The 14,403-nt window shown below is 59.7% G+C and carries 10 protein-coding genes and 6 pseudogenes; 2 read left to right on the top strand and 14 right to left on the bottom strand.

Annotated elements, in window-relative coordinates; translation table 11 throughout:
* Positions 1 to 151: 151 nt before the first annotated feature.
* The 9 genes from JCM25156_RS01990 to JCM25156_RS02025 all read right to left on the bottom strand — a co-directional run bounded on the left by JCM25156_RS01990 (position 152) and on the right by JCM25156_RS02025 (position 6,044).
* Positions 152 to 508 carry a CrcB family protein gene (locus JCM25156_RS01990; RefSeq protein ID WP_025811888.1) on the bottom strand — a complete coding sequence of 119 codons (357 nt, stop codon included), beginning with the start codon at positions 506 to 508 and terminating at the stop codon, positions 152 to 154.
* Positions 426 to 1,220 carry a hypothetical protein gene (locus JCM25156_RS30480; protein ID WP_242402395.1) on the bottom strand — a complete coding sequence of 265 codons (795 nt, stop codon included), beginning with the start codon at positions 1,218 to 1,220 and terminating at the stop codon, positions 426 to 428. Before JCM25156_RS30480 ends, JCM25156_RS01990 begins: the two co-directional genes overlap by 83 nt.
* Positions 1,181 to 1,420, bottom strand: a complete 240-nt coding sequence (locus JCM25156_RS26950) for a hypothetical protein (RefSeq protein ID WP_051577448.1) — start codon at positions 1,418 to 1,420, stop codon at positions 1,181 to 1,183. Before JCM25156_RS26950 ends, JCM25156_RS30480 begins: the two co-directional genes overlap by 40 nt.
* A 64-nt stretch (positions 1,421 to 1,484) precedes the next feature.
* Positions 1,485 to 2,273, bottom strand: a complete 789-nt coding sequence (locus JCM25156_RS02000) for an SDR family NAD(P)-dependent oxidoreductase (protein WP_025811890.1) — start codon at positions 2,271 to 2,273, stop codon at positions 1,485 to 1,487.
* Between the two features lie 184 nt (positions 2,274 to 2,457).
* Entirely contained in the window at positions 2,458 to 3,240 is a 783-nt protein-coding gene (locus JCM25156_RS02005) for an SDR family NAD(P)-dependent oxidoreductase (RefSeq protein WP_025811892.1), read from the bottom strand.
* A gap of 192 nt (positions 3,241 to 3,432) precedes the next feature.
* Positions 3,433 to 3,903 (bottom strand): hypothetical protein, encoded by a 471-nt coding sequence (locus JCM25156_RS20715; protein WP_025811894.1) that lies wholly within the window; start codon positions 3,901 to 3,903, stop codon positions 3,433 to 3,435.
* Positions 3,904 to 4,225: 322 nt separating this feature from the next.
* Positions 4,226 to 5,005, bottom strand: a complete 780-nt coding sequence (locus JCM25156_RS20720) for a hypothetical protein (protein WP_025811896.1) — start codon at positions 5,003 to 5,005, stop codon at positions 4,226 to 4,228.
* 29 nt (positions 5,006 to 5,034) lie between these two features.
* Entirely contained in the window at positions 5,035 to 5,529 is a 495-nt protein-coding gene (locus JCM25156_RS02020; protein WP_025811898.1) for a hypothetical protein, read from the bottom strand.
* Complete coding sequence (locus JCM25156_RS02025) at positions 5,502 to 6,044, bottom strand: hypothetical protein (protein WP_025811900.1); 543 nt, start codon at positions 6,042 to 6,044, stop codon at positions 5,502 to 5,504. The genes JCM25156_RS02020 and JCM25156_RS02025 overlap by 28 nt, the downstream gene beginning before the upstream one ends.
* Positions 6,045 to 7,001: 957 nt before the next feature.
* On the opposite strand from JCM25156_RS02025, the pseudogene JCM25156_RS20725 reads away from it, so the two are divergent.
* Positions 7,002 to 8,605 (top strand): annotated as a pseudogene (locus tag JCM25156_RS20725) (B12-binding domain-containing radical SAM protein).
* A 302-nt stretch (positions 8,606 to 8,907) separates the two neighbouring features.
* Positions 8,908 to 9,475 (top strand): annotated as a pseudogene (locus JCM25156_RS20730) (manganese efflux pump MntP).
* 85 nt (positions 9,476 to 9,560) lie between these two features.
* Here the strand turns inward: JCM25156_RS20730 and JCM25156_RS20735 are convergent.
* The 5 genes and pseudogenes from JCM25156_RS20735 to JCM25156_RS30485 form a co-directional block, all read right to left on the bottom strand.
* Positions 9,561 to 10,318, bottom strand: a pseudogene (locus JCM25156_RS20735) (DeoR/GlpR family DNA-binding transcription regulator).
* Positions 10,319 to 10,326: 8 nt separating this feature from the next.
* Positions 10,327 to 11,445: a class II fructose-bisphosphate aldolase gene (gene fbaA / locus JCM25156_RS02050; RefSeq protein WP_025811902.1), complete on the bottom strand. Its 1,119-nt coding sequence runs from the start codon at positions 11,443 to 11,445 to the stop codon at positions 10,327 to 10,329.
* Positions 11,446 to 11,495: 50 nt separating this feature from the next.
* Positions 11,496 to 12,481: pseudogene (glpX, locus tag JCM25156_RS20740) on the bottom strand (class II fructose-bisphosphatase).
* A gap of 33 nt (positions 12,482 to 12,514) precedes the next feature.
* Positions 12,515 to 14,012: pseudogene (gene glpK / locus JCM25156_RS20745) on the bottom strand (glycerol kinase GlpK).
* Positions 14,013 to 14,186: 174 nt separating this feature from the next.
* Positions 14,187 to 14,336, bottom strand: a pseudogene (locus JCM25156_RS30485) (hypothetical protein); the annotation flags it as partial.
* Between the last annotated feature and the right edge of the window lie 67 nt (positions 14,337 to 14,403).

Consider the following 14,403-nt stretch of genomic DNA (forward strand, 5'->3'; position numbering starts at 1 on the left):
CCTTTACCCACAGTTCCCGCAGGTGTGCCGTCGTCGCTTTATGCGTATGTGTCGGGGCATCCTCGGCTGTCCATGGCATTTGGGGAATCTCCAGTAATGGTATGGGCGTTACACATATGTTGTCAGTAACGGACAGTGAAACAGCGGGTTCCTACACCGTTCCCTGATTCAGGCGTGCGGCCATCATGTATCCGGCGGAAACCGACAGCATGCCCAACATGATTGAAAGACCGATATTGAGCAACGCCCGGCCCGGCGCGCCCCCACGCAGCAGGTCAAGTGTCTGCAATGTGAACGAGGAGAACGTGGTGTATCCCCCGCATATGCCAACCATGAAAAAGAGGCGGCCGAGATCCGAAACAGGGTACCGCCCGGCCGATGTGGTCAGCGTGCCAAAAAACGCAATGGCGAAAGACCCCGTCACGTTAATCGCGATCGTGCCCCATGGCAGGCTCTGGCTCCACCGCGCCATCCATATGCCAACCCAGTACCGCCCGACCGTGCCCAAGGCGCCCCCTGCCGCAATCCACAGGGTTACGCGTAATCTGTCCAGATCCAATACCATCCTCCTTTCCCGTAATGATGTGCCTGGTCGTGCCTTCAATGTTGCAGGAAGACCGGTATTTCCCTGCATTCCAGAATATCCTGCGTGACGCTGCCCACAAGACGGTTATAGAGCGCGCCATGCGTATATCCCCCATGACCAGCAGATCACGCCCGGTATCATGGCACTGGCGCAGGATCACTCTGGTTACGTCCTCCGGCGCGCCATCGTCCTCCGGCGGCAGGTAACGGACCGCAAGGCCCGCCAGCAGGTCGGCCAGAACGGATGATGTATCCGTATCCGCCCGCATGACCGCCACATCATGCGCGGTCGCAAGGATGGGACGCACTGACCGCACCGTCCGGCGGCAGGATGGGGTATCCTTCCACGCCAGCAGGATATTGCGCCCTATGGAACGGTTCCAACCGGGGGGTACGAACATGACCGGACGCCCGGAATCAAAGATCGCGGCGTGAACGGCCCGACGCTTCTGGTCACTGTCATGGGGTTGCGGAAAGCCGAGCACGATCAGGTCGGCATCGCTGGCATAGGCCTGCATCATGCGGGTGACCGAAATTTCCGGGTCCAGCCAGTTGACCTCCACGTTCCCCATCGCGCCATGCGCCCGGTTTTCCGTCAGCCAGCCCTGAAAACAGGCATGGAGACTATCAGCCACTGCCGTTGTGCTGTGCGAATTTGTGCGCGTGTCCGGTCCGTCAGCATCTCCTCGGTGGGCAGGATCGTGTCCTCCGGCGGTTCACGGGCAGCCAGCACATTCATGACCGCACCGTCCGCCCGCGCAACCACATCCAGCCCCGCAGCAAGAAGGCCCGCCGCATCTTCCGGACGATTAAGAACGATGAGGGCTTTTTTCACTTTTGATCGGCTTCCACATCAGGATCCTGCCCGGCGAACCAGTCCCGTCTACCCACACACATTGTCAGATCGTGCTCAACACGCCGCCATCCACACGCACCGATGCCCCGGTTGTTGCCGATGCCTGGGGGGAAGAAAGATAAACCACCATATTGGCCACCTCCTCCACCGATGCCGCGCGGCGGATAATCGAACTGGGCCGATGTGTCATGACAAACCCGGCGGCGACTTCATCCAGTGACCTGCCGGTTTTTTCCTGCTCCGGTTTGAGCATCTCCGCCAGCCCTTCGGAAAGGGTCGGTCCGGGCAGCACGGAATTCACGGTTACGCCGGTTCCGGCCATCCGTTCGGCCAGTCCCCGTGCGATCGAGACCTGCGCCGTCTTGCTGAAGCCGTAATGGATCATTTCCACGGGAATATTGAATGCGGATTCCGAGGAGATGAACACCACACGCCCCCAGTCCCGCTCCTTCATGCCCGGCAGATAGGCACGCGACAGGCGCACGCCGGACATCACATTCACCTCGAAAAACCGGGTCCAGTCCTCATCCGGTGTTTCGAAAAAATCCTTCTGCTCATAAATTCCCAGATTATTGATCAGGATGTCACAGGATGGATGGGCCGCCACCAGTGCCGCGCAACCGGCGGCCGTGCCCAGATCACCCGTAAATCCGACAGCACTGCCCGCGCCAAGGCATGACAGTTCCCCCACTGCCTGATCCACCGCAGCCTGCCGCCGCCCGTTGATGACAACCCGCGCCCCGCTGGCGGCAAGCCCCTTTGCAATAGCCAGGCCAATACCGCCTGTGGATCCTGTTACAATGGCTGTTCGACCCGTAAGATCAATCCGCATGGTATTCTCCCGCAATGGATATGGGGGGCATCGTACGCAAAATGCCCTGCTGAACAATACGATAGCCAGCCCCACCCAAACAACCGGACGGTATGACAGTTGCGGCAGGGATATGCCTGCTGTCAACCTTCAGGACATTTCATGCGGAAATACGCGAAGACCGTGGGGTGCGCCGGTCCAGTCCTTATTGCGCGAGATAACCGCCATCCACAGGCAGGACCGCACCCGTAATGAAAGACGCCTCATCAGATGCAAGGAACAGAATGGCGCTGGCCACTTCTTCCGGTCGCCCCATCCGGCCCAGCGGATGCATGGAAACGACCTTGTCGATGCCTTCCTTGCCCATTTTGGCCACGGCGGGCGTGTCGATCGTGCCGGGTGCGACCGCGTTGACGCGTATGCCCTTGTCGGCAAGGTCGATCGCCAGATGCTTGGTCAGGCCGGAAGCCACGAACTTCGCCGGGCCATACACGGCCTGTCCCTTCTGCCCCGCGAACGCGGAAATTGACGACAGGCAGACGATTGCGCCCCGTCCGGCCTTCACCATCTCGGCGGCCGCGTATTTGCAACTCAGGAACATGCCGCGCCCATCCACGGCCATGGTATGGTCCCACAGGTCAACGGTGGCGGAAGCCAGATCGGCTTCGGGAATGACGCCGGCATTCGCCACCAGAATATCAATCCTGCCAAAACGACGGACAGCCTCGTTCATGAGACGCTGGACATCGGCCTCGCTGGCAATATCACCCGCAACCCCCAGCACCTCACTGCCCTGGGCTGCAAGTTCACCCACAACGGCATCCAGCTTTTCCTGATCCAGATCCGCAAGCACAAGCTGCGCGCCCTCATGGGCAAAGCGCTCGGCCGTGGCCCGCCCCATACCGCTGGCGGCCCCGGTTATCACGGCAACCTTGTTCCTTATCCGGCCACCCGTGGAATCGCTGTCCGAGCGTGCATGTCCTGACATCTGCTTCTCCTGTCCTATGTCGCGGATAAACCCCCGGCAAAAGGAGGCGGAAAGGTTGTCCGCTTTTTCCTGTGTCCTTATAGGGCAAACCGCAGCGTCGTGCCTACGCACTCCAGCGGCAACTGCGTCGCGGGGGCAGCATCTCGTTAAACAGGACAGGAAACGCCGGAAGGGTTATCCGGAAATCCGTAATTATTCAGGATTCACATCTGTCTGATATTCTATCCTGGCCTCCGCCTGCTCGGCCCCGGTTACATTTTCCGTGCTGGAATGACTTGTACTGGAGTAATTTTCAAGCGCGTCCTTTAATCCGGACAGGGAGGAAACCGTGGATTTCACGTCCCCGATACCATCGGATTCCTGATCCTTGATCATGGTGTCAAGCAGGGAATAGGCATCAAGCGTGCCGGTTGATGACTGCCGGAGCTGCCCACTGTTAACGCCCCTGAGCGCCCAGCCATCCAGTAACGAGAGTTCACCGCTCTGGCGGAACGTAATCTTTCGCTGCTGCGTCAGTTCCTCATTTACTTCCTGCAATTTCTCAGCCGAGACATTGCTGAAATCCACAGAACCCGACTGGCCGCCACCCGTATTTTCCGTGGCCGAGCCGGAGAGATATTGCGCGGCATTCCCGATAATCGAAGATACGCTACCAACACTCATCGCCTGTAAATCCCGTTAAATAATGATGATCGAAGTCATATTTATATGACAACCAGTATATTCCTTACAGGCTGTCTGGAAAGCCTGTCCACAAAACTTCCCTGGGATTTGCGGACTATCTTAAAGGCAGGCTTTTCAGGCAGTCTCTGACACAAGGAAAACGAACACCGGCGGAAGCGTACCATCCGGGAAATACGCTAAAATTCACTTCTCAGGTATTTACACAAAATCAGGATATTAGATTGAAAATTTACAATTACTTCATATGTTATTGAAATGTAATAATATCCTGATTAACGCCACCAGATGCGTTCCGGGCCATTCATATATCGCTGCCAGACGTATCACCCTGCTTTTTCAGGTGATTCATGCTTTCGTGAAGAAGCGCCTTCATCTCATTGGCCAGGTTACGCACGGTCTGCTCAAAATCCTGACTGTCATCCGTCTCCATGCCGGACTGTTCCGCCTTGCCTGTCTGTTTGGACACGGAACCGGAACTGTCCTGTGTGCCATCCGTTTCCCCGCGCTGCGCGCCTTCATCCGTGCCATCGTCTGTTGCGCTCTGGCTGGCGCCTGTTGTGTTCAGGGATGTACTTTGTGGCGCGGCCACCGCCACATTGCCAACCGTGGCGGTCGTGGCGCCGGTGGTGGTCCCGCCGCTCTGGGCGTACTGTTCCACGGCGGCCGCAAGCTGACGGGCCAGTTGCGACAGTTCCAGCGCCAGCGCCTTGGGTGAAAGCAGGGCCTTCATGTCCATAAGCTGACGCATCTGCGCCTTGATGTTGTCAATCCGCTGTTCCGCCTCCGCCCGGGCGTTCTGCTGGTTGGAGCGCGGAAGCTGCCCCACCTGTGACAGCGCGCCCTGCGCCGATGCCAGGGCAGCACTATCATCGGAAGATGTAGAAGAAGATGATGTGGTGGAGGAGGAGGAAGAAGTCCCTGACAGGAAATCGAGACCAGCCTGCGAAATCGTTACCACGACAGAGGATGTGTCCTTCTGGCTCACCTGCCCGGCCGCAGAAGAGGCTGTACTATCCGTCGCCTTGTTATCGGTCGCGGATGGATAGGTGCCGGTTTGGGTGGATGTTGTGGAAACGAGCATCGCTAAAGTGTCCCGATTGGTGGTCTGGATCAGTTTCCAGACAGGCCTAGTTCCTTGCGTGTAGTGACCAGTGCGTCTTCGATCGCCGCTTCACGGCCCTTCGCCCATTTCTCGTTGAGCAGGTCAGTGACGTTCATGACGGATGGATTGCTGCTGACATGTGTCTTCTGGGCGTTCTTCATCAATTCGCCCAACATGCCAACAATCGACAGGTTGCTGATATATTCCGGATCGTAGGACTGGTGCGCGGCGTCCATGTCTTCCTCGTACTGGGTCTGTACCGACGCGCGCCCGAAGGCCCACTGAACGGTGCTTTTTTCGTAACTGCCAGCTTTATCGAGATAGCGGCTCAGATTTTCCGAAAGTGCAACATCGGCGTAAGTAATGTTGGACGTATCCGAAACCATCGCGTTACTTGAATCGAAAGAATAACCCTGCCCGCTCGGGGGCTGCGCAACGAACCTTGATTCCATATCCAGGGGACCGGCATAATTCCCTATGGCGAACTGTTCCTCCTGAAGCATGAGGACTGCGCCATATCCTGTTCATCCCTGGAGAACAGGCCATCCTGATCGGATGACACCGCGGCCAGCGCGGTCCTGTCCAGCCCGGACATGAGCGTATTCCAGTCAACGCCGTTATTGAAATCGAAAGGCTGTCCACTGGCGGCCATGGAAGAATACGCCGCGTCCATGCTGGCGCGCGCGGCCTTCGCGATTTCCGGGCCACTCAGACCCGTCGAGAGGGTCGTCGCGGCAGGATCGAGAATGTTCTCCCCAAAAATGGTGGCTGACCCTGAACGCGTGGGAAAGAACCGGGCGTAATACGCGGCCTGTGGATCCGTGGTCTCGCCAGTCGAGCCGGTTAACGCCACCGCCGCTTCCGCTGAAAGGGTGAGGGTATCCGAAACGGAGGCCGCTGAATCCCGGTATTCTGAACTATTCGTGAGCGATGAATCATCGGCCTGCGTGGCGGCTGCGGCAACAGTCGAAAGCGAAAGATAGTTATCGGCCGCCTGAAGCGCACTGATCGTCGTCATCGGTCCATTCCGGATTTGAAGGATGAAAGGTTACCATTTCCTTAAAACGGTTAGTGATTCGTTAAATTGGACGGTATTTTTACGCAATTCCAAAATCAAATAAACGACAGTCCTACATTAGGAAAATATTCTGGAATCACAGCCATAACTTGACATTTTAAGTAACATATTCCGCATTTCAGGATAAATCCATGCTTTCCCAAATATCTTCCCCTCATGCCTGAATTGGGCATGGTGGAGAAGACAGACCCCTAACGGGAAGCACGGATGCAGGTTCCGCAACAGTAGTCAGGGTACCGGTTGGGCCGGGTATCTGTCCCCGGCCTGTGTTCGGCATTTCCACAAAAGCTGATACTGACGATCCCACCCCGCGCTCCCTCCGTAGTTCACGTTATGATCCGACCACAATCATGTTCAGGCGTAACAGGTCAGGAAACTGGTATTTGTCAGGCTTTAACCAGACATACGCATTTAGTATAAATGAAATCCATATATGGGACATTCTATACCACAAAATATACAGATTACGAAATAATAAAGGTGGCATTATAATGCAGCAGACATATGTGAAGAAAAAAGCAGGAATTTAACGTCTCGTTAACCGTTTCCGGTTCCATCCGGCGGCATCCGGCCCGTTCAGACCTGAACCCTGAAGCCGACTGCGAACGGTAGGGTATAAGGAAGGCACCCCCCTTCCTGCACGAACCATCTGTTGCGTTCGCCCTGCGGGCAAACGGCGCATCCTCCCCATGCTATATCGCCGGATGCTCTTCTATCGCTATTATGGGGCAGCGGGTGTAGGAACGCTTCCACATCCAGATGGAAGATCCATATGACGCCCGTTCACCGGAATATCGCCACTTCACCCCAGATGGGTCAGGCCGTCCGTCCATGCCCCACCACCAGCCGGGGAGGCCGTTTCAATCATGAAGAGGAGGTAGACCAAGGGAGCCCGTCATAATGACCGATACATGCAAGGTCCTGATGGTCTTTCCCCTCTTCAATGCAAACTCGTTCTGGAATTACACGGAAGCCTGCGATCTGGCCGGTGCGCATTATCCGGCCGCCCCGCTTGGCCTGATTACCGTTGCCGCCCTCCTCCCCAAAAGCTGGGAAATCAGGCTGGTCAACCGCAACACCGAAATTTTGACGGATGCGGATCTCGACTGGGCCGATATTGTCATGACGGGCGGGATGCTGCCCCAGCGCAATGATGCGCTGCATATTATCGAAATGTGTCACGCCCGCGGCAAGCCGGTGGTGGTTGGCGGCCCGGATGTCACATCCAGCCCGGACCTCTACCGCGCCGCGAATTTTCTGGTTCTGGGCGAAGCCGAGGAAATCATGGATGATTTCGTCACGGCCTGGCGCAATGGCGCCGGACAGGGCGTGTTCGAGGCGCCGATGGGAAAGACCGATGTCACCCGCAGCCCCCTGCCCCGCTTCGACCTGCTGAAGCTGGACCATTACCTGCATGTCGGCGTCCAGTTCTCACGCGGCTGCCCGTTCAGTTGCGAGTTCTGTGATATTATCGAACTCTATGGCCGGGTGCCGCGCACCAAGACGAATGAACAGGTCATGGCCGAACTCGATGCCCTGTATGCGCTGGGCTATCGCGGGCACGTCGATTTTGTTGATGATAACCTGATCGGCAACAAAAAGGCGCTCAAGAAATTCCTGCCAGACCTGAAGCGCTGGCAGAACGAGAAGAACTTCCCCTTCGAATTCTCGACCGAGGCCTCGATCAACCTCGCCGATGACCCCGACCTGCTGCGGAGCCTGTCGGAGACGAATTTCTTCGCCATATTCGTGGGCATCGAAAGCCCGGATACGGACTCACTGGTGCTTATGCAGAAAAAGCAGAACACAAGGCGCAGCTGCAACAGAGCATCGAGACGATCCATAAGGCCGGGATTTTCGTCAATGCCGGCTTTATCGTAGGGTTCGACAGCGAAAAGGGCAGCGTTGCGCCCGGCATGATCGAATGCATTGAGGATACCGCCATTCCGGTCTGCATGGTCGGTCTGCTCTACGCCCTGCCCACAACCCAGCTCACGCGCCGCCTACTGGCGGAGGGACGGCTCTTTTCCGGTAGTGAGCAGACGCAATCAGGCGACCAGTGCACCGCCGGGCTGAATTTTGAAACAAAACGGCCACGTCGCGACGTACTGAACGACTACAGATCGGTTCTCAAGGCGATCTATGATCCAGCAGCCTATTTCGGCCGTGTCCGTCGCCTTGGCCGGATGCTCGGGCGTGAACGCGCGCACCGGATGGTGAAGGGCGACCTGCGCAGTTTCATGCGACTCATCTTCCGCATTCACCGTGCGGGGCCCGGAACAGGCAGGCAGTTCTGGCGCACGATGCTGGACTGCGCCCTGCACAACCCCAGGGCATTGCCATACGTGGTCATGATCAGCGCGCTTTACCTGCATCTTGGCCCATTCTCCCGGCAGGTCGTCGGTGAGATCGATCAGGAAATCAGCAACGTGGACCATGGGCGCTGGCAGGCTCCGCCGCCTGTCCTGCCCATGGGGGAAGCCGCGCTCGTGCCCGCCTGAGCGGCAGACCAGCCGCATGCCGAAACCCCGCGAACATGGCTCCACCCGTGCTACCGGCTTCAATTCCTTACAAAATGGCATTGCCCTGCGGGGCCGGGCGCTATAAGAGGACGTCATTCTTGGGGAGTAGCCACCCGCCAGCGCGGGGCCACCGTCAACATCCTCGGCCCATTCAGCGCAATGGTCCGTGGCGGTGGCAGCAGGTCAGCGGACCTTGCCCGGCAAGACCAACGATGCCCCGCCTCCCTCATGGCCAGAGGTGGGTCGCATCGTTCGGTTGACGGCCTCGGGATATGAACACAATGACTGGTGTCCTTACGCTTGGCGCACTTGGTGCAAGCCTGTCGGTTGATGCTTTTGCCGCGGCCATTGGCAAGGGTGCAACCAACCAGCGCAACCGCTGGATCGACGCGCTGCGCGTGGGGGCCGTGTTCGGTTTTTTCGAGGCCATAACCCCGGCCATTGGCTGGGCCATCGGGCTGGCGCTGAGCAACTGGATCGCCGCCGTTGACCACTGGATCGCGTTCTTCCTGCTGCTGGGCGTGGGCGCCACATGATCCATGCGGCCCTGAAAAATAACGCCCGGACAACGGACACCCCCGCCAGAAGCGCCAGCGCACTGCGCCTGGTCGCAACCGCGCTGGCCACCAGTATCGACGCGACGGCGGTGGGGGTCAGCCTGGCGGTCATGCAAGTCAACATCATTACCGCATGTCTTGTCATTGGCGCGGTCACGACGGTCGTGGCCACGCTGGGCGTGATGCTGGGCAAACATGCCAGCGCCTATATTGCCGTTATGCCGAAGTTCTGGGTGGCATGGCGCTGATCATTATTGGCTCAACCATTCTGTACCAGCATCTCAGCGCCTGATCCAATCCGAGAATAAGTAAACGCCTTCAGGAAACTTCCTTATGATTTATGGGGGGATTCAAATACAGGCTTTTCAGACACACCCTTACACAACATGCAGTTCCACACCATGTTCACGCAGCATGGCGCATATCCGTTCAGAGGCTGATGATCGGTAAAAAAGCCATGGATATGTGAAAGATGCCCGACACGCCCCATCGGCCGGCGGCCAAATTTGGTCTGGTCCGCCACCAGATAGACACGGCGGGCATTGCGCATCATGGCCTGGGTCACGCTGATCTCATCGGCATCGAAATCCAGCAGCGTGCCGTCCTCCTCGATCCCGCTTACACCGATCACCGCGAAATCCGTGCGGTACTGCTCGATAAACGTACTGGCGGCCGATCCGGTAATCCCGCCATCATAAAAACGTACCAGTCCACCCGTTACGATAACCTGAAAATCCGTCTGCGCGGATAACGGACTGGCCACATGCAGGTTGTTGGTAATGACCCGCAGCGCCTTGTGCCGCCGCAACGCCTTGGCGAAGGCTTCCGTTGTGGTGCCAATACTGATGAACAGCGATGAATTGTCCGGCACCTGCCGGGCCGCGAGCTGACCGATGGCTTCCTTGGCGCGGCGGTTGAGAACCTGCCGCTCCGAATAGGCGATATTCTCGACCGAGGAGACCAGCCCCGCCCCCCCATGGTGCCGTGCGACCACGCCACGCCGCGCCAGCTGGTTGACGTCACGACGAATGGTCTGGACCGCGACATTCAGCCTCTGGGCCAGTTCCTCGTTCGACATATAACCCTGGCTGCGCACCAGGGCGGTGATTTCCCTATGGCGTTCTTCCGCTGACACGACGCCGCTTACTCCATGCCCGCCACGGCGTGCGCCACACTGCGCCCCGTCGCCCCCAAATCCGCGAAAGCCTGCTCCAGCCGGGTCACGATACCCACTTCCCCTACCCGCAGCCATTTGCGCGGGTCATACAGTTTCTTGGTCGGCCTGCCGGTGGATGGGGCGATCTGGTGGCGGAACGCCTCGGCATGTTCCGCTACATAATGGCCAATACTGCTGGCGAAGGCGAACTGGATGTCCGTATCAATATTCATCTTGAACACGCCGTAGGACACGGCCTCGATAATCTTGCCGGGTTCGGAGCCCGACCCGCCATGGAACACCAGCGCCAGCGGCCTGTCACCACGCCCGACAGCCTGGGCCACCACGGCCTGCGAATTGCGCAGGATTTCGGGGCGCAGCTTGACATTGCCCGGCGCGTAAACGCCATGCACGTTGCCAAAGGATGCGGCGATGGTGACAAAACCCAGTGGCGAGAGCGCCTGATAGGCCTTGAGCACATCTTCGGGCTGGGTGTAGAGATGCGCATTCTCCGCGCCATCATCCACGTCATGGCCCACGCCATCTTCCTCACCGCCCGTCACGCCCAGTTCCATTTCCAGGCCGATGCCAAGCGGGGCCATGCGGCGCAGGAAGCGGGCGCATTCGGCAATGTTTTCATCCAGCGGTTCAGCCGAAAGGTCGATCATATGCGATGAGAACAGGGGCCGCCCCGTTTCCTGCACCGCCTGCGCGCTGGCGTCGATAAGCGCGGAAACCCATGGCAGCAGCTTGCGGTCGGCATGATCGGTATGAAGGATCACGCATACGCCGTAAGCCGCCGCCACGGTATGGACATGACGCGCGGCGGCCACCGCGCCAAGCACACGGGCCTGGTCGGCGTCCTTCATGCCCTCCCCCGCGTAAAACCGTGCCCCGCCGTTGGATAGCTGGATAATGACATCCGACCGGTTGCGCGCGGCGGCTTCCAGCACGGCATTGATGCTGTCGGTACCGACAACATTGACGGCGGGCAGCGCGTACCCCTCGTCGCGGCAGGTTTCAACCAGACGACGATAATCCGACCCGGTCACCACACCGGGATTCAGGGCCAGACGGACGGAGTGGGGGTCCGCTTTGTCAGTCATGTCGTTTCCCTATTGCTGTTATTATTATTGTTATGCAACGGATGGAAAGATTACCAGTTCTTGGTCTGGTAGTCGTGCTGGCCCTCGACAAACCGGATGGTGCCGGACTTGGAGCGCATGACCAGCGAATGCGTGACCGTACGCCCACCCGTGCGGTGGACGCCACGCAGCAGCGCGCCGCCTGTCACACCGGTAGCGGAAAACAGCACGTCACCACAGGCCATGTCCTCCAGCGCCAGCTTGCGCGACGGGTCGGCATCGGGGTTCATCTTGCGCGCGCGGTCAATCTGGCTGTCATCCTCGAACAGGAGGCGGCCCTGCATCTGCCCGTTGACGCAGCGCACGGCGGCGGCGGCCAGAACGCCCTCGGGCGCACCGCCCGATCCCGCGTAAATGTCGATTTCGCTATCATCCAGCAGGCGGCAATGGCGGCGGCCACGTCCCCATCGCTCAGCAGCGTCACGCGCGCACCGGCCTCACGCGTGCGGGCGATCAGTTCCGCATGGCGTTCCCGGTCGAGGGTACACAGCATGAGATCGGACACATCGCATTTCTTGGCCTTCGCCAGCGATTTCAGGTTGGCTTCGATGCTGTTATCCAGATCCACCACGCCTTCGGGCAGGAAGGGACCAACCACGATCTTTTCCATGTAGATGTCTGGCGCATGCAGGAAATTGCCACTTTCCGCCAGCGCCACCACGGTCAGGGCGTTGGGCAGGTTCTTGGCGCACAGGTTCGTGCCTTCCAGCGGGTCAACGGCAATATCCATGCCGGGGCCGCCCGCCCCCACCTTTTCCCCGATGAAGAGCATCGGGGCCTCGTCCATCTCGCCCTCCCCGATCACCACGGTTCCGTCGATCGCAACCGTGTCAAAGGCGCGTCGCATGGCCTCCACCGCCGCGCCGTCGGCTTCGTTCTTGAGGCCGCGCCCGGTCCATGCCGACGCGGCGACCGCCGCCGCCTCCGTTACACGAACCAGTTCAAGGGCGAGATTGCGGTCCGTAACCTGATAGGGGTTATACCGTGAGGAGGTCATGAAACACTCTTTTCCTGTTCTTATATGCGAGGGTTACGCCGCCACGGTGGCGCTGAGCGTCCGCCGCACCGCCGTATGCCACCCCGCCACCATACTGTCGCGCTGTGCCTTGTCCATTGCAGGGCGGAACAGATGCCCGCGGGTCCAGGTCCCCTCCAGTTCGGGTATGCTGCTCCATACCCCCGTTGCCAGCCCCGCCAGAAAGGCGGCGCCAAGAGCCGTTGTCTCGACCTGCTGCGGCCGCTCCACCGGTGTGCGGAGCATATCGGCAAGAAACTGGCAGAACCAGTCATTGACGGACATTCCCCCATCAACACGCAGTGCGCTCAGCTCCCCGCCACCGTCCTCACGCATGGCGTCCATGAGGTCGAGCGTCTGGTAGGCAACCGATTCCAGCGCCGCGCGCGCGATATGGGCGGCCGTCGCGTCCAGTGTCAGGCCACAGATCAGGCCACGGGCATCAGGATCCCAGTGCGGCGCGCCCAGACCGACAAAGCCGGGCACCATGTACACCCCATGGCTGTGGGGCACGCGGGTGGCCATGTCATCCGTCTGGGAGGCATGGGTGATCAGGTTCAGCCCGTCACGCAGCCAGCGGATGGCCGCCCCCGCCACGAAAATGGAACCTTCCAGCGCATAGGTGGTCTCGCCCCCAATACGGTAGGCGATGGTGGTCAGCATGCGGTTTTCGGAGCGGACGGGCGTGGTGCCGGTATTGAGCAGCGCGAAACAGCCGGTGCCATAGGTGGCCTTGGCCGTGCCGGGCCGGAAACAGGCCTGCCCCACCATGGCCGCGTTCTGGTCGCCCGCCATGCCCGCGACCTTCAGGGCCTCGCCAAACAGGGCGGGGTCCGTTTCACCAAAAATCTCGCTGTTGGTGCGCACGTCGGGCAGGATGGCGCGCGGCACGTTGAACAGTGCCAGCATGTCGTCATCCCACGCGCAGGTATGGATGTTGAACAGAAGGGTGCGCGCGGCGTTGGTCATGTCGGTGGCATGCACGCGCCCGCCGGTCAGCCGCCACAGCAGGAAACTGTCAATGGTGCCGCAGGCCAGCCTGCCCTGTTCGGCGCGGGCGCGGGCGCCTTCCACGTTATCCAGAATCCACGCGATCTTGGTGGCCGAAAAATACGGGTCCAGCAGCAGGCCGGTGCGTTCGCGCACTAGGGCCTCATGCCCCTGCTCGCGCATATGCGCGCAGGCGGCGGCGGTGCGCCGGTCCTGCCAGACGATGGCGCGATGGACGGGCGCGCCCGTCTCACGGTCCCAGACCACTATGGTCTCGCGCTGGTTGGTGATGCCTATGCCCGCGATGGTGCCGGGGCCGCCCACCTTTTCAAGCGCCTCCCGCGCGGTGGACAGGACGTTGGACCAGATTTCCTCCGCATCATGCTCCACCCAGCTGATCCGGGTAATGCTGCGCGAATTCGATACGCGCGACCGCAAGGGCGGTGATGTCGCGGTCAAACACGATGCTGCGGGTCGAGGTCGTTCCCTGGTCGATAGCAAGAATTCTGTTCTTCTTGTTCATTATTATCTCCTGCCCGAACGGGCGGATACTGGTTTGGGGCCGTACGCCGTTTAGGCCTACGGCCGGTATGTCACGAAACCGCTGGCGTCGCGACCGGCTGGCGGGCGCGCAGGTAGCATCCAGCCGGGCCGCGTCCTCATCCGTTACATGCAGGCCCAGACGGGAGCGCCGCCACAGGATATCATGCGCGGTCTGCGCCCATTCCCGTGTTATCAGGTATTCCACTTCCCGCGCGCTCAGCCCAGCGCCGAACTGCGCGCCCATATCGGCCATGCTGCGGGCGTCGCCCACGATTTCGGTCGCGCATGAACCGTAATTGCGCACCAGACGCCAGACAAGGCTGGGGTCAAGGAACGGGGCCCGCGCCGCAAGGCGGCTGACGGCGCCTTCG

This window comes from Komagataeibacter kakiaceti JCM 25156 (genome assembly GCF_000613305.1).